Here is a 16234-nt window from a genome sequence, read left to right as displayed (position 1 = left end):
GGCGTTCGTGATCGGACAACTCCAGCGGCAAGGGCTTCGGACCAGGCATCGACCCACCCTATAACCGCAAGCCAACTACCGACTCAAGACACTAGGGAAAGCCTCACTTTCCTGTCACAGGACGAGGAGTTCCTCCACGAGCATCATTGCAACATGGCCGAGCAGCTACTGAGCGACGCCCCCGGGTGGAACTCGCTTCCCCACAGGCCAGCCGCCGGCCCCTCCCTCATCGATCTACGCCCGATTCCAGCAGACCTATCCATCGAGGAGGAACATGCGGAGGACTTGAGCACCCCGCCAGGCTTCATGGAGTCCCCTCGCGACTCAGATCAGGTGGTGCCATGGTCCGCCGAGACAAGTCTCCTGGACCTGCCCGTCGACGTCGCTGAGCTTCTGTCTGTCTCCCCGACGGCGGATGAAGAAGAGGTGGCCGCAGCAGCAGTCCGGGCGGTGGCCGCAGATTTGTCCTGCATCCTGCGAGGGCAGTCCCCACCTGGCGTACGTCAGGCTGCAAGCGCATGGTCGCGGCTCGCGAAGTGGCTTGGCACCCGACCTGCGCAGCTACATTCCGCGCACGCGACATCGGTGATACGGCTCCTGGAAGCCGTCGCCGGTCACCAAAACCAGGTGGATCACCGCCCCGGCCTTCTCGTCAGCCATCCACAGCGGGCCGTCCTGGCCGCACTGCTGCTGCGGGCTCAGCCTGAACACCAGCTGGCCGGGCTGCGGCTACTGACTGATCGTTTCAGAATGAGATCGGTGTGGTGCCTTGGCAGTTGGGTGTGGGGTCGGCAGGATCTGGTGGGTGTCTGCTGACCTTGTGCCTGATGATCTGTGGGAACGCATAGCCCCGCTGCTTCCGGAGCGACCGCCTCGAAGGCATCGGTATCCCGGGCGGTTGCCGGCGGATGACCGCGCTGCTCTGCGGGGCATCGTTTACGTGCTGCGCAAGGGTGTGAGCTGGCGGGATGTACCTGCGGAGCTGGTGGGCTGCAGTGGAGTGACGGCCTGGCGGCGTCTGCGGGACTGGACCGAGGCCGGAGTGTGGCCCCGCCTGCACGAGGTCCTGCTGGCAGAACTGCGCAAAGAGGGCCTGCTGGAGATGGACGATGCCGCGATCGACGGCTCGCACATCAGGGCTCTCAAAGGGGGGCTCACACCGGACCTTCGCCGGTCGACCGGGCCCGCCCCGGCAGCAAGCACCACCTGATCGTCGACCGGCACGGAATCCCGCTCGCCGTCTCTTTGACCAGCGGAAACCGCCACGACGTCACCCAGCTCATGCCGCTGCTGGACGCCATACCCCGCATCCGTGGCCTGCGCGGCCGGCCACGCCACCGGCCCCGGCGGCTGTTCGCCGACCGCGGCTACGACTACGACAAATACCGCCGTCTCATTCGGGCTCGCGGGATCACACCCAAGATCGCCCGCCGCGGCACCCCGCACGGCTCCGGCCTGGGCAAGACTCGGTGGGTCGTCGAGCGCACCTTCGCCTGGCTCCACCAGTTCAAAAGACTCCGCATCCGCTACGAGATACGAGCCGACCTCCACCTCGGACTACTCCAACTCGCTTGCTGCGTCATCTGCTTGAGACGACTCCGGACCTCATTCTGAAACGATCAGTGACTGGGCCGATGGCCATCTGGGACGTGGACGTCGTCCGATTCTTGCTGCAGGTCGCGGCCTCGTACCAACCAGGGCTACGCGAGCAGGTGGTCACCCAGCATTGCCGCATTTTGCTGGACTCGCGTCTACCGAATCTATGCAGGCAAGACATTCTGATGTCGGTCCGGAGCATCGACGCCGATGCCGCGGCCACCTTCCTCACCCAGCACTGCGCAGCCGACCCCTACATGGTGACCACAAATGTCCTCTCGCTGGGCCGCCAGTACCGAGCGGAAGCGGTGGGCTACCTGCAGCGTAGGGCTCTCGACTCGCTGGATGACGTGCTCGAAAGCTGGTGCAATGCAGCGAGCCTCCTGCTGGGGACCGGCTCGCGCGGTGACCGTGACGAACTGGCCCGCATGTTGAAGGAGATTGCGCTTCTTACGGGGGGTGGCTCCACGCAAGCGCTTGCCGTGACCACAGTCCTCGCCAGTCACAATCGGGCGGAGACAGGGCCCTGTGCGGGACACGTAGCGAGCTCCGCTGCGGCGTCCGACATGCACCGAATGGCAGCGGCCAGCCTCCTTGCCCGCCTCGGCGCCGGGCCGGACGACGAATCAGTCGTCCTGAACGTTCTCGACAGACTTGACCCCAAACAACCACCCCAGGGGGCGGTGGCTTTCGCCGCCGAGGTCGCATGCATCAGCCCGACAGTACGTGATCGGTCCGAAGCATTCCTGCGCACCTGTCTGGAGTCTGGTTCGGTCGGACTCCCCACGGAGCTGGTTGTGGCCGAGCTGGCCAGTCTCGGCCCCTACGCCCGAGCCCGCCTTTGCCGCGATCTTGTACGTCTACTACGAGGCTCAACGGATTGGCGGCAGTGGTCTGGGCCTCTGGAGGGCATCGCCCTGCTCGGGCCCGACTTGCACGAGGCCACCCAAACCCTGCTGTCTAGCCGAGTTCGGACATCAGAATCCGTGGCTGATCGCTTTGGTCCCATAGATCTCATCAATCACCTGAACTGGCAAAGCTCTGGAGCTCAAGCGGCGGCGCTCCTAACAACCTTGGCCGACACCGAATCCGAGCCTCCGACGACGCGCGCCCTCGCAGCACGCCGCCTATACAGGTACGGCCCGCAGCACATCCCTACAGCACTGCGCACCTTGCAGGCTCTGACTACAAATCGCCAAACCTTGCCGCCTCTGTTGAGCATCCAGATCGCAAGAGAACTCGCCACCGTCGGTGCCATCGAGCAAGCCGAACAGGTGCTCGCCCCGCTTGCCCGGAACAGGGCCCTGTTGGAACCAGACCGAGTCGAGGCCGCGCTACTGCTGCTGGTCCTTGATCCCTCCTGCTCAAGAAGCACAAGACAGACGCTCGCCGCTATGGCCCATGACCGGCGGCTCTCCGCCGATACCCGAGATTGGGCTGCCGAGGCACCATCAGCCCTCGCCCGGAGTAGTCGGCACGCTGCTCTGCTGGCTCAGGCTCGTCGGCCCGGTCCGCACGGCTGAAGAGCTGCGGTGCCGCCGTGGTTCGCACTTTTATCGGCGGTCGGCAGTCCAGCGCGTCATGTCGAGGCACGCTCCGTGGAGCCCTGTCAGCACACCCCTCGTCTATGTGCTAGCTCGCCACCGCCATGGGCCGACGGTCAGGGGTGCACTCCGTGCCGACCAAGATCCGGGCCATACGCGGACCAGCCGCCTGCAGCTTGGCCGAATCGTGGCCGTTTCCGCTGGTCAGCGGCCATGCGAGGCATGTACCACCAGCAGACGAAGAACCTGCTGGCACGCTGCCGAGGCGGCTGAGTGGGAGCGTTCAGCACCACGAAATTCCCGGCGCCTTGCCACACCCGCGCAGCCAGGATGCCGCCTGACCAGCGGGGCAACGCACCTGACGGGCCATCAAAAAGAGCGTCAAGATGCCTCGTAGAGCGTCGTTTTAGCGTCAAGATATCGCCCGTAACGCCCACGCAGCACATAACGCACACCACCCGAACCTGCAAGTCAGGCGGCCTTTGCGATGGGTTCGAGGATCGCGACGCACTCCACGTGGTGCGTCATCGAGAAACACTCATCGACACAGCACGTGATGCTCGCCGCGTCGCAAATGAGGGCAACATAGCCGAACATCGCCGGTTAGCCAAACCGGCGCTTCTGCAGACGATTGTTGTCCACCGTTTGCCCAGAGCACCACTGCGGATCAGTTCCAACAGAAGAGACTCACCGCTTCTGTTCATGCAGAACCCCACGGTTCTCCACCTGCGGGCCGCCCCGCTTGTCGCCGACCGCCTTCTGTATCCCTTTGGTGCTCCGTACCCCCGGAGATCCACCGCCTTTGTCCACCGAACCGATAGCAGACCACACAGACCGTCAGACACACACGAAGAATGAGGATGGTGCCCCTTTCGTCCGAGAGGACAGCCGGTCGTCTCTCCTGGCCAATGCCTGGTATTCGACGCGCGACCTCGCCGCCTGCCTGCATGTAAACACCTCGACTCTGCGCCGTTGGCGCACCGCTCGGCCGCCCCAGGGTCCGCCGTTCGTCGCCGTTTCGGAACGCGTCGTCATGTACAGCGCGGTCGACGTCGAGGAATGGCTGCGTCGCCACCGGACCGTCCCGCGCCGAGACACATGATGGCCGACAAGGCCATCGTGCCGGTCGGTGTCCGACTCACCACCGACATCGAGTACCGGCCTAATCGCCTCAACCCGTACCGCGCCCGAGTCCGCTGGTTTGACCCGGCCACGAAGCGGCGGCTGTCCCTGTCGGAGGGGAAGGCGGACGAGGACGAAGCACAGGAGTGGCTCCAGTCCATCATCGAAGCGGCTGAAGCAGGGCTGTCCCCGTCGCTCGCCACCATGAAGCTCGCCGAATACGGCAACACGAACATGGACCTCGCCCTGCGCGGCCTGGAGTTGAAAACACTCGACCCCTACCTGTCAGGCTGGCGGATGCGCGTCGTGCCCGCCCTGGGCCACCTCCCGGTCCGCATAATCACCAACGGCACTGTCGACCGCACCGTGCAGAACTGGATCGCCGACGAGCTCAGCCGCTCAACGGTCAAGAACACCATCGCCGTCCTGGTCCGCGTCATGGAGCAGGCAGTCCGCGACGGCATCATCAAGGTGAACCCCGCCCGGGTGACCGGCTGGCAGAAGCTCTACAAGCAGGCCGAGGACGAACTCCTCGACCCACGCGCGCTCGCCCTGCCCGACTGGGAAACACTCGTCACACTGGCCGACGCACTCGTGGCCGCCTCCCACGACGAGTACCGCGGCTGGGGAGAGGTGGTCATCTTCGCCGCGTGCACCGCCGCACGGATCGGCGAGATCTCCGGCTGCCGCGTCGGAGACATCGACACCACCCAGTGGATCTGGACCGTGCGGCGTCAGACCACACCCGCCCCCGGCGGGCTGACCGACAAGGGCACCAAGGGCAAGCGGGCCCGCAAGGTGCCCATCGTCGAGGAGATCCGCCCCCTCGTCGCCCAGCGCATCCTGTCCGCCGGCCCCAATCCGGACGCCCGCCTGTTCACGGGACCGCGAGGCGGACGTATCTCCACCGCCGTCCTGCGCGACGCCACACACTGGGACGACGTGGTCACCAAGCTCGGCTACGAGCATCTGCGCCGCCACGACCTCCGGCACACCGCACTCACCTGGTTCGCCGACGCCGGGGTCCAAGTCCACGTCCTCCGTAGGATCGCCGGCCACGGTTCGCTGACCACCACCCAGCGCTACCTTCACCCGGACGTCCACAAGATCACGGCCGCCGGAGCGGTGCTCTCGGCCCACTTCAACGTGCTGCGCGCACCACGCTCACTGCCGAGCCCGATCGTCATGACCCGCTGACCCGCAGACCCGGTCAAGGACGCCGGACCTCCAGCTGGTCCCCAACTGGTCCCCAAAAATGATCAAGGGCCGGTTTCGGATTGCTCCGAAACCGGCCCTGACCTGCGACCGTCTCCAGTCGGGACGACAGGATTTGAACCTGCGACCCCTTGACCCCCAGTCAAGTGCGCTACCAAGCTGCGCCACGTCCCGCCGCGTTTCCCCCGGCTTTCCCCGGGTGACCGCGCAGGACAAACATTACCTCACTCCGAGGACCGTATCGACGCCCGTGCCTGTTGGGCGCGGGCGGCGAGACCCTCGGCGCCGCAGGCCATCGCCTGCTTCTGGGCGCGGGCGAGCTCCCGGTGCGAACCGATCGCGATGCCGTAGTCGACCCGGGCGAGCGCGTGCTCGTAGGCGGAAGGAGACTTCTCCAGGTGCCCCACCGCCTCGGCCAGCAGTTGCGCGGCCCGCTCCGGGGGTGCGAAGAGGGCGACGCAGCGCAGCGCCTCGCCCATGGCGGTCGGCGTTCCGAACCTTTCGGCGTGCACGCGGTTCCGGGCGGCGAGGTGGGCCGCGCGGGCCGGGTCGTCATCGGCCAGGGCCCGCGCCAGGTCGCCGGCCCAGGGAGCCCAGACGCCGTTGAAGCGTTCGCGCGACTCCAGAGCGGCGCCCGCCACTTCGAGCTCCGCGATCGCGTCCTCCCTGCGGCCCTCCGCCAGCAGCAGGCGGCCTCGCATGGATGGTCCGTCGGGCAGCACCATGGCGCTGGGGTAGGGCGGGCCGAAGTCGTAGCGGTCGGCGATGCGGCGGGCCTCCTCGGTGCGCCCGCGGGCCAGCAGGGTGTCGATGAGCAGGCAGGCCGCGTCCCAGTGGACGGGGAGTCCGGAACCGACGCGGTCGGCGAGACGGAGCCCCTCGCGCAGGAAGCCCTCGGCCTCGGCGAGGCGGCCACGACGGCGGTGGACCATGCCGAGCAGGGTGTGCGCGAACGCCAGGTGGGCCCCGCTCCAGCCCGAGATCTCGAAGGCCCGTACCGCTTCGCCGAAGAGGCTCTCGGCGCGGTCCAGCTGGTCGACGAAGGTGTAGGCGATACCCACCATGGTGGGGAGTTCGAAACCCCACTCGGAGTCGGTCCAGCCGAGCCCCCGGGCGGGACTGCCGTCGATCAGCGCGCGTTCACACAGGTCCACGATGAGCTGGGCGTTCTCACCGCGCACCATGGCGTCGAAGGCCCGCAGCGTGAGCAGCGCCCGCTCCGCGTTGTCGCGCCCCTTGAGGTGGTCGGCGTTGCGGGTGAGCCGCCGGGAGCGGGCCGGTCCGTCGTCCTCGGTGGCCTGCATGCCCTCCCACATGAAGTGCGCCGCCTGCAGCCGCATCAGCCCGGGGCCGGGTGCGGTGCGCGCGGCCTCGGCGGCCAGCGAGAGCGCCGCGTCCTTGAGCTGGTTGTTGTGGGCGAGCGCGGCGGCGAGCCGGAAGGTGGCGTCGACCCGCAGCCCGTCGTCGAGCCCCGGCATGTCCAGGGCGGCGCGCAGGTGCTGGACCGTGGTGGGCGGGGAGCTCAGCAGCGTCGCGCAGCCCAGCTCGTACAGCAGGACAGCCCGGTCCTTGGGGCGCGGCGGCTCCTCCAGTGCCCGTTCCAGGCAGCGCCGGGCCGCTTCGGGCGCACCGACGGCGAGGTGCTGGCCGGCGGCTTCCCGTAGTTGCGCGACCAGTTCCTGGTCGTCGTCCGGGTGGACCTCCAGCAGGTGCCGGGAAGCCGCGGCGGCGCCCAGGCCGGCCCGGGTGATCGCCCAGGCGGCACGCCCGTGCATGGCGGTGCGGGTGGCCGGCGGGATCGAGCGGTAGACCGCCGTCGCGATCAGCGGGTGGACGAACTCCAACGGGTCGAAGCCGCTGACGATACGGGCGTCACGCAGCCGGGCCGTGCAGTCGGCGGCCTCCGCCGAGCTCATTCCGGCGAGTGTGGCGGCCAGTTCCTGCGAGATGTCGGTACCCAGCACGGCGGCGGCCCAGGCGAACCGGTTGGCGTTCGTGCCGAGCCGTTCCAGGCGGGCGACGAGGCCGCTGCCCCTGGCGGACGCGCCGAGTTCGCGCAGTTCGCCCGCGGATTCCTCCACCGGCGGCAGTTCGCGGTCCTGGACCTTGGCGACCAGTTCGACCGCCTCGTACGGATTGCCTCCGGTGACGGCCCACACCTCACGGCAGAACGGGTCGTCGGCGTGATCACCGAGGCCCGCGCGGACCAGTACGGCGGTGGCGTCCGGAGTCAGAGCCCGCAGGGCGACCCGGGTCACCGTCCCCTGATTGCCCAAGCCGCGTTCGGCCTCGCGGTCGGCGATGTAGTTGGCGTCGCGCTCGGCCAGCTCCTGCGGGCGGTGGGCCTGCACCACCAGGAGCGGCAGTTCACCGAGACGGGCCGTGAACGAGGCCAGCCAGGCGAGGGATTCGCCGTCCGCCCAGTGCGCGTCGTCCACGATGAGCAGTAACGGCCGGTGGCTGAGCCGGGACGCGAGTCGGCCGACGACGAAGTCCAGGCCGTCGCGCACACCCTGCGGATCGGGCTGCGGTCCGCTCGGCTGGGCGAGTCCCAGGGCCGGGGCGGTCGTCTCGTACCAGTCGCCGAACAGGGCGCGGGTCTCGTCGGGCGGGAACTGATCGAGTGCGGGCTGCAACAACTGCCGTACGACGTGGAACGGTACGGAGGTGATGGTCTCGCCTCCCCGGGCGGACCAGACGGTGCAGCGGTCGGCGGCCATCCTCCGGATCTCCGCCAGCAGTGCGGTCTTGCCGATCCCCGCCTCTCCACTGAATACCAGGAGTCCGCCGACGGCCTGCGCACCGCAGAGGGCGTCCACCGCCTTCGCGGCGGCGGCGAGTTCCGGTTCACGCTCGTACAACGGTTGGGACGGCTTCATGCCCACCCTTCCCACAGAGGCAGTCTTCTCGACGGTCGAGCCTAGTCGTGCGCGGGTGCTCGTCGACAGGGTTCGCGCGATTCTCCGCAGGTGCGGGGCACAATCGAGGGGTGAACGAGACGCGCAGAGACCGTGATGCCGAGGGCCGGGCGCGCAACGCGCGCCCCCGTGACGGGCTGGGACGCCCCCTGCCGTACGGCACGCCCGGCGTCGAACGACAGCCGGAGGGGGTCGTCCGCACGCCCTCGGAAACGCTCCGGGAGGCACAGCGACTGCTGGACGCGGGAATGCCGTTCCACGCGCACGAGGTCTTCGAGGACGCCTGGAAGTCGGGGCCGGAGGACGAGCGTGAGCTCTGGCGGGGGCTGGCCCAGCTCGCGGTGGGGCTGACCCATTCCGCGCGGGGCAACACCGCGGGCGGCGCGCGGCTGCTGCGCCGGGGCGCGGGGGCGCTCGCCCCGTTCACCGTGTCCGGGCCGCACGGGATCGCGGTCGCGGGACTGGCCGACTGGGCCCGGCAGTTGGCGGACCGGGTGGAGGCAGGCCCGACGGTTGACGCGGCGGCCGAGGCGCCCCGCCTGCGGAGGTAGTCCGAAGGCCGCGGCCGGGGTGGGGCCAGGAGCGGAAGAACCGGGTCCGCGGGTCCCGGCTCCGTACAGCTACTACGATCCGGCTCCATGAGCACTTCTGACCAGGACCAGGACCAGCCCCGGGACCAGCGCGGGAAGGACGGGGGCACCGACTCCCCGATAGCCGGCGCCGCCGCGGAGACGAAAGCGGAGACGGCTGCGGCTACGGCTGCAGCTACGGCTACGGTCGGAGTCGATGTTCCCGGTGGTGAGGACCGTGGGGACAGTCAGGACGGGAAGAGACTTACCCCGCGCCAGGCCCGGCGGCTGCGGATCGTGCTCTCCTCGTTGGGCATGGCGACGATGGCCCTCGTGCTCGGGCTGCGTATCGCGAGCCGCTCGTCGGTGCTCGTCGTCGGCGTCTACGGGCTCGCGCTCATCCTGTGCGGCGTGGTCATCGAGCTGAGCAGGAACGGACGCACCCGGCTGGCCAGCTGGCTGCTGGGAACCGGGCTGCTGGCCGCCGTGGGAGCGGACTGGCTGCTGCTTCCCTGAGGAGGCGGTCCGGCGGTCCGGCGGCTCGGATGCCTCAGATCAGCAGCAGTTGAAGTCCACCGATCACCGTCGCACCGATGACGATCCGGTCGAAGACCTTCTGGTTGATCCGGTCGACGCATACCCGGCCCAGGTAGGCGCCGGGCAGGACGAACAGCAGCAGGCAGGCGTCGAGCAGCAGGGAGCGGGCGTCGATCAGGCCGAGGCCCACACTGAACGGCACCTTGGAGACGTTCAGGATCAGGAAGAACCAGGCCGAGGTGCCAAGGAAGCCGAGCTTGCGGAAGCCGGCCGAGAGCAGATAGAGCGACATCACCGGCCCGCCGGCGTTGGCGACCATCGTGGTGAACCCGCCGAGAACCCCGTAGCCGCGCGCGGCGGTCCGACCGGTGCCGGGAGCGGGTTCGTCGCCCTCGGCGGGTCCGGTGTCCGCCTCGGACCCGGTCCCCTTCTCCGCGATCCGGCGGCGCCACAGGGTCACGCCCGTCATGAACAGCAGGATCGCGCCGATGGAGGTACGGACCGCCGCGTCGTCGGCCCACACCAGGAACAGGGTGCCCGCCACGACGCCCACGGCGACGGCGGGGAACAGCCGGAGCAGGGTGGGCCAGTGCGCGTGACGACGGTAGACGCGTACGGCGAGGAGATCGCCGACGATGAGGATCGGGAGCAGCACCCCGGTCGATTCGCGGGCCGGGAGGACGGCCGCGAAGACCGCGAGGCTGATCGTATTGGCACCGCTGACAGCTGTCTTGGAGAAGCCGACGAGGGTGGATGCCGCCGCGAGTACGGCCAGTTGCCAGAGGCTGATGGTGTCCATGTCGGGAAAGATGGTAAGCGCACCGGTTACCGGGCCGACGGACCCTTGCCCTCACCCCTGCACGCGTGAGCGTTTGCTCGATTTAGCCCGCTTTTGATTGATCCATTGACCCTCTTCGATCAGTCGCTCAGGATTCCCGCATGACCGTCTCCCTTGGTGGCCTCCTTGAACTCCCTCCCGAGGACCGCGCGTCGAGCCCGTACACCGGATACACCCACGCCCACTGGGAGGCGGCCGCCGACGGGATGCTGGACGCCGCGTGGAAGTGGGCCACGCCAGGTGGCGCCCGGCTCGACCTGCCCGGCCCCCCGTCGCACTCGGGCGTCCGCTCCGACGGGCTGGAGGGGTACGCGCGCACGTTCCTGGCGGCCGGCTTCCGGGTCGCGGGGGCGGGCGGCAAGGACCCGAACGGCCTGCTGGAGCGGTACGCGGACGGGCTCGACACCGGTACGCGGACACCGGGCCGGGACGACGCGGAGTCCTGGCCGCTGATCCTGGACCACGATGTGCAGGGGCAGCCCATGGTGGAGTCGGCCTCGGTGGCCCTCGGGCTGCGGCTCACCCGGCCCTGGCTCTGGGACCGGCTGACCCCCGACGTGCGGGACCGGGCGGAGCACTGGCTGCGGGGCTCGCTGCGGCACGTTCCGGCGGGCAACAACTGGTATCTCTTCCCGTACACCGTGGCCGGCTTCCTGGAGTCGGTGGGCCGGGGCGACGCCGAGACGGCACGGGCCCGGGAGCGGGCTCTGGAGTTGCTGGAGAGCTGGTACCGGGGCGACGGCTGGTACGCCGACGGGGACGGGCGCGCCTTTGACCACTACAACGGCTGGGCGCTGCACCTGTATCCGCTGCTCGACGCCCATCTGTCGGGCGACGCACGGGAGTCGGCACGGCACGGGGCGAGGTTGCGCGAACATCTGGAGAGCTTCGCGCTGATGTTCGGCGGCGACGGGGCCCCGCTGCATTTCGGGCGCTCGCTGACCTATCGCTTCGCCGCGAGCACGGGTGTGGGTCTGGGCGCGGTGACCGGGCACACACCGCTCGCCCCGGGGGCGTCCCGGCGGGTGGTCAGTGGGGCGCTGCGGTACTTCCTGGAGCGCGGCGCGGTCGACGGGAGCGGGCTGTTGAGCCTCGGCTGGCACGGCCCGCACGCGGCGACGCTACAGACGTACTCCGGCCCCGCGTCGCCTTATTGGGCGTCGAAGGCGTTCGTGTCCCTGTTGGCTCCCGCCGAGCATCCATTCTGGTCGTCGCCGGAGGAGGCGGCCCCGAGCGAGGGACCCGACCGGGTGCTGTCCGTGCCCGCGGCGGGCTTTCTGGTGCAGTCGACGCGGGCGGACGGCGTGGTACGGCTGCACAACCACGGCAGCGACCATGTCCGCCCGGACGAGGGCGAGTCCGCGGCCGACGAGGACCCGCACTACGCGCGGCTCGCGTACTCCACGGTGACCGGGCCCACCTCGGCGGCGAACACCGCGGACAACCATCTGTCGTTGACGGTCGGCGGGGCGCGCAGCGCACGGCGGCGCATCCATCCGCTCGGGTCCGGGCACGGCGACGGCTGGGGCTGGGCGGCCTCCTGGCACCTGCCGGTGTTTCCGGCGGGCCCGTCCACCGTCCCCGGGCTGCGGGTGGAGAGCGCGATCGTGGCCCGGGGCCGCCACGAACTGCGGGTGCACCGGGTGCTGGGCGCGCCGGACGGGGCGCGGGCCGAGCTGACGGGCTGGGCCACCGACCCCGGCGGCACGGTGCGCTCACGGTTGTGGGGGCTGCACGGCTGGGAGGCTTGCGAGGACGTACGGGCCCCGCAGGGGACGGCGTTCGCCCGTTGGGCGACCGTGCCCCGGCTCGCCGCCGATGTGACCGGCACGGTGGTCCTGGCCGCCCTGGCCTCCCTCACCGCCGCCCCGGAAGCCGACCCGGAGCCCGCCGAGGTGGTGGGCCGGGTGAGGGTGGCCGGGGACACGGTCGAGGTGCGCTGGGCGCAGGACGGGGCCCGGACGCGGATCAGGTTCGGCGGTGCGGCGGTGACGGTGGATCACGAGCCGGCGGGCGCCGCCGTCTGAGGCCTCCGTGCTACGCGTCCGTGCGGATCGCCACCACCAGCCTCCGGGGGCCGTGCAGAGGGCCGTGCGTCCGACGGCGGCGGCGAGGGCGGCGGTACGGCCGTTGTCGAGGAGGACCAGGTGGACGCCGCGCGGACCGTCGCCGGGCGTCGCCGGCTGGAGACCGAGCGGGCCACCGGCAGTGCCCGCGCGCTCTCCGCGCAGGAGGCCGAGCGCCGCCGTGTGGCGTCCGGCATGCCCGCCCCACCCGGCTCGAACTGCCGCTGCGGCGCAGCCCCGGCGGAGTGGACCTGCACATCAGCGACGACGGCCGCGGCCTCGGGAACGCCCCGGAGGGAGCGGGCCTGCGCGGTATGCGCGAACGCGCTCTGCTGATCGGCGCCGAGGTCTTCCTCGGTTCCGGCCCGCAGGGCGGCACCGAAGTACGTTTCGATGTGCCCGTCGACTTCCTCGATCGGGCCAGGGACGGCGAGGACCTGCCGGCGGGGGCCATCACGGAGCGCGAGGAGGAGATCCTCAAGCTGGTCGCCGAGGGCCACTCCTCCAAGGAGATCGCCGACCTGCTCGTCATCAGCGTCGAGACCGTGGAGCGGCACCGCGCCCACCTGCTCCAGAAGCTCGGTCTGCGCGACCGCCTGGAGCTCACCCGCTACGCGATCCGCGCCGGGCTGATCGAACCCTGACCCGCGGGATCGAGGGCGGCGCGGGCAGTTCATGTGATTCTCACCCGGTCCGCATAGGGTGCCCCCGTGACCCAGATGACCCCGCCCGGCTGGCACCCAGACCCCGGGCACTCAGGCAATGGCCCCGCTCAGGAACGCTGGTGGGACGGAGCGCAGTGGACCGGCCATGTCCGCGCATCGCCCGGTGCGGCGCGCCGTCGCGGGATCCGCATCGGCGTCGGTGTGACGGTGGGCGCGGTGGTGCTCGCCGCCATCGGGGGCGGCGTGTATCTGCTCGGCGAGGACGGTGGCCGGCCGGACACGGCGGCCTCCTCACCGTCCGCCGTCCCCGATCCGCCGGGCGCACCGGACGGCGGGGAGAAGGACGGTCAGGAGGGCGACGGGGGGAACGGCGGGGAGAACGGAGACGGTCAGGGGCCCGGTGACCGGCTCCCGCCGGCCGAGCCGGGCTTCGCCACGGACCTGGCAGCGGGGATCAGCCTTCCGGTGCCCAAGGGCTGGAAGGGAACCTCCGGGGCGGTCGGCGCCGGACTGACGACGGGTGAGCACGCGTGTCCCGGCGACACCGCCGAGACCTGTGTGCGCGGCGGTGTGTTCTCCGCCCCGGCGGCTGCCATGAAGCTCACCGCGGGGACGCCCGAGGAGGCGGCCAAGAAGGACATCGCCCGCAACGCGCAGGAGTCCTACGGCGGTAAGAGCTACGGGAAGATCTCCTCGCACGACGAGCTGAAGTCCGAGGCCGTCACGGTGGCGGGCGGCAAGGGCTATGTCGTGCGCTGGAAGGTGGTGACGGAGAAGGGCGACGACGGCTACGTGGAATCGCTGGTGTTCCCCTCCCCCGTCTCCAAGAACATGCTCGTCGTGGTCCGGTCCGGGTTCGACGTCAACAAGGACGCGCCGAAGCTGTCCGTCCTGGACGACATCACCCGCGGGATCAAGGCCGCCTCCGGTGCCGGAGGAAGCGGCGGCGGCGGAGCCGTCTGAACGGCCCCGCCCGGCGTCGCGTGACCGGCGGAGGCCGGACCGGATGCGGTCCGGGCCCCGCCGTTTCGCCGTCGGGTAGTCCTCCCGTCAGACCGTGGCCGTTGCCGGGTCGCTGACCCCGGCGGCCCCCGTCTCGACATGACCGGCGAAGCGGCGCAGGAAGGCCGGGTCGTCCTCGGCGGTGACGGACACGTCGTACCAGCGCCTTCCCGCCCTCAGGTCCATGGTGCGCGACACGGTGGCGCCGGGCCGGACGGTGACCGACTGCTCCGCTCCCCCGTAGGCGTCGGCGTTGGAGAGCGTGAGGCGGACCTCGGTGTCGCCGGGGTTGGTGAGGGTCAGGTCGAGGTTGCCGCTCCCGTCGTTGTGGCGGGCGGCGACTGCGGGACCGACGGTGGAACCCGGGCTCCTGAACGTACGGAGGAAGCCGTTGGGGCCATGGACCGTGAGGTCGTGGGTACCGCCGGAGTAGGCGGAGTTCCAGGCGTCCGACACCGTCCGGCCGGCCTCGGCGGTGTACGTCCACGGGGCGTCGGTCCGGTTCCCGGAGGTGACGTAGAACTGCGCGCCGGCCGCCGTGCCCGGGCTGAAGGTGAGCGTGATCTTCCCGGTGCCCGCGTCGACGGCGCCGTCGACGTACGGGGCGTACGGGAGCGGCCGGGCGGGCCGGCTGCCCGGCTCCTGCTTCGGCAGCGATCCGACGGCGGGCGGGGTGGGCCGGTAGTCGGGGTGACGTTCGCGGTCCGGGGGCTCGTAGGCGGAGGTGTCCGGCAGGTCGCCGGGGGCGGGCGCGGTGCGGGCGAAGTCGAAGGCGGAGGTCAGGTCGCCGCAGACGGCACGCCGCCACGGTGAGATGTTCGGCTCGCGCACGCCGAAGCGCCGCTCCATGAACCGCAGCACCGAGGTGTGGTCGAAGGTCTCGGAGCAGACATAGCCGCCGGTGCTCCAGGGCGAGACGACCAGCATCGGGACGCGCGGCCCGAGTCCGTAGACACCGGGGCCGTACGAGGCTCCGCCCGCGTACACCTCGGTCGAGGTGTCGGCCGTGGACAGGCCCCGGTCCGCGGAGGTCGGCGGGTAGGGCGGCACGACGTGGTCGAAGAAGCCGTCGTTCTCGTCGTAGGTGATGAACAGGGCTGTCCGGCTCCACACCTCGGGGTCCGACGTCAGCGCGTCCAGCAGCCGCGCGATGTACCAGGCGCCGTAGTTGGAGGGGAAGTTGGAGTGCTCGGTGAAGGCCTCCGGGGCGGCGACCCAGGAGATCTGCGGCAGTGTCCCGGCCCGGACGTCGGCGGCGATGCCGTCGAAGTAACCGTCGCCGTCGGCCACGTCCGTGCCGGTGCGGGCCTTGTCGTACAGCGGGTTCCCGGGCTGGGCGTCGCGGTACCTGTCGAAGTAGAGCAGCGAGTTGTCGCCGTAGTTGCCCCGGTAGGCGTCGTCGATCCAGCCCCAGCCGCCGGGGCCGTCCAGGCCGTCGCCGATGTCCTGGTAGATCTTCCAGGAGACTCCGGCCTCTTCCAGTCGTTCGGGGTACGTCGTCCAGCCGTAGCCGCGCTCCTCGTTGCCGAGGACGGGTCCGCCGCCGGTGCCGTCGTTGCCGGTGTGCCCCGACCAGAGGTAGTAGCGGTTGGGGTCGGTGGCCCCGATGAACGAGCAGTGGTAGGCGTCGCACACGGTGAACCGGTCGGCGAGCGCGTAGTGGAAGGGGATGTCGTCCCGGGTCAGATACGCCATCGTCGTCGGCGTCTTGGCCGGGATCCAGCGGTCGTACCGGCCGTCGTTGTACGCCCGGTGACCGCCCGCCCAGTCGTGGTTGAGGCCCTGGAGGAACTGCATCCCCAAGTCGTCGGCGGTCGGGTGGAACGGCAGGGTCTCCTTGCCCGTCGTGTCGGCCTGATGCCAGACGGACTTCCCGCTCGGCAGCGTCACGGGCCGCGGATCTCCAAACCCCCGCACGCCTTTCAACGCCCCGAAGTAGTGGTCGAAGGAACGGTTCTCCTGCATCAGGACGACGATGTGTTCGACATCCTGGAGCGTCCCGGAGGCCCGGTGGGCGGGGATGGCGGCGGCTCGGTCGATACTGCCCGACAGTGCGGCGAATCCCGCCGTCGCACCGGCTATCTGGAAGAAGCGGCGCCGATTCATATCAGCCATGAGTGAGGGGCCTCTTGGAGTGTGGGGGAACAGAAGCGAACAGGATG

The 16234-nt window shown here is 70.1% G+C and carries 10 protein-coding genes, 1 tRNA gene and 2 pseudogenes; 9 read left to right on the top strand and 4 right to left on the bottom strand.

Annotated elements, in window-relative coordinates:
* Window positions 1-805: 805 nt before the first annotated feature.
* The 3 genes from ACH4KB_RS25115 (at window position 806) to ACH4KB_RS25105 (ending at window position 5459) form a co-directional block, all read left to right on the top strand.
* A protein-coding gene (locus ACH4KB_RS25115; protein ID WP_398068138.1) for an IS5 family transposase occupies window positions 806-1614 on the top strand; the annotation gives its coding sequence in 2 pieces (ribosomal slippage) (window positions 806-1145 and window positions 1145-1614; 810 coding nt in all).
* 20 nt (window positions 1615-1634) lie between these two features.
* A complete protein-coding gene (locus ACH4KB_RS25110) occupies window positions 1635-3119 on the top strand; it encodes a hypothetical protein (RefSeq protein ID WP_398068137.1) in 1485 nt (494 codons plus the stop codon).
* Window positions 3120-4241: 1122 nt separating this feature from the next.
* Window positions 4242-5459, top strand: coding sequence for a tyrosine-type recombinase/integrase (locus ACH4KB_RS25105; RefSeq protein ID WP_398068151.1), 1218 nt, complete (start codon window positions 4242-4244; stop codon window positions 5457-5459).
* A 118-nt stretch (window positions 5460-5577) separates the two neighbouring features.
* Here ACH4KB_RS25105 and ACH4KB_RS25100 read toward each other — a convergent pair.
* A tRNA-Pro gene (locus ACH4KB_RS25100) sits at window positions 5578-5651 on the bottom strand.
* Between the two features lie 50 nt (window positions 5652-5701).
* The gene (locus tag ACH4KB_RS25095) at window positions 5702-8356 is read right to left on the bottom strand and encodes an ATP-binding protein (RefSeq protein WP_398068136.1); all 2655 of its coding nucleotides are present in this window, start codon (window positions 8354-8356) and stop codon (window positions 5702-5704) included.
* 110 nt (window positions 8357-8466) lie between these two features.
* On the opposite strand from ACH4KB_RS25095, the gene ACH4KB_RS25090 reads away from it, so the two are divergent.
* Both ACH4KB_RS25090 and ACH4KB_RS25085 read left to right on the top strand, forming a co-directional pair.
* A complete protein-coding gene (locus tag ACH4KB_RS25090; protein WP_398068135.1) occupies window positions 8467-8946 on the top strand; it encodes a DUF309 domain-containing protein in 480 nt (159 codons plus the stop codon).
* A gap of 87 nt (window positions 8947-9033) precedes the next feature.
* The gene (locus ACH4KB_RS25085; protein ID WP_398068134.1) at window positions 9034-9480 is read left to right on the top strand and encodes a hypothetical protein; all 447 of its coding nucleotides are present in this window, start codon (window positions 9034-9036) and stop codon (window positions 9478-9480) included.
* A gap of 34 nt (window positions 9481-9514) precedes the next feature.
* On the opposite strand, the gene ACH4KB_RS25080 is transcribed toward ACH4KB_RS25085, so the two are convergent.
* Window positions 9515-10300 carry a sulfite exporter TauE/SafE family protein gene (locus tag ACH4KB_RS25080; protein WP_398068133.1) on the bottom strand — a complete coding sequence of 262 codons (786 nt, stop codon included), beginning with the start codon at window positions 10298-10300 and terminating at the stop codon, window positions 9515-9517.
* A 140-nt stretch (window positions 10301-10440) separates the two neighbouring features.
* On the opposite strand from ACH4KB_RS25080, the gene ACH4KB_RS25075 reads away from it, so the two are divergent.
* The 4 genes and pseudogenes from ACH4KB_RS25075 (at window position 10441) to ACH4KB_RS25060 (ending at window position 14033) form a co-directional block, all read left to right on the top strand.
* Window positions 10441-12366: a DUF2264 domain-containing protein gene (locus ACH4KB_RS25075; RefSeq protein WP_398068132.1), complete on the top strand. Its 1926-nt coding sequence runs from the start codon at window positions 10441-10443 to the stop codon at window positions 12364-12366.
* 227 nt (window positions 12367-12593) lie between these two features.
* Window positions 12594-12809 (top strand): annotated as a pseudogene (locus ACH4KB_RS25070) (sensor histidine kinase); the annotation flags it as partial.
* Window positions 12810-13049: pseudogene (locus tag ACH4KB_RS25065) on the top strand (response regulator transcription factor); the annotation flags it as partial.
* Window positions 13050-13124: 75 nt separating this feature from the next.
* Complete coding sequence (locus ACH4KB_RS25060) at window positions 13125-14033, top strand: DUF2510 domain-containing protein (protein ID WP_398068150.1); 909 nt, start codon at window positions 13125-13127, stop codon at window positions 14031-14033.
* Between the two features lie 87 nt (window positions 14034-14120).
* On the opposite strand, the gene ACH4KB_RS25055 is transcribed toward ACH4KB_RS25060, so the two are convergent.
* Window positions 14121-16187, bottom strand: a complete 2067-nt coding sequence (locus tag ACH4KB_RS25055; protein WP_398068131.1) for a phosphocholine-specific phospholipase C — start codon at window positions 16185-16187, stop codon at window positions 14121-14123.
* Window positions 16188-16234: the final 47 nt, after the last annotated feature.

The sequence above is a fragment of the Streptomyces sp. NPDC017520 genome (genome assembly GCF_044329855.1).
GTDB lineage: Bacteria > Actinomycetota > Actinomycetes > Streptomycetales > Streptomycetaceae > Streptomyces.
The sequence above is the reverse complement of the archived record's forward strand: the minus strand, read 5'-3'. Positions and strand labels throughout refer to the sequence as shown.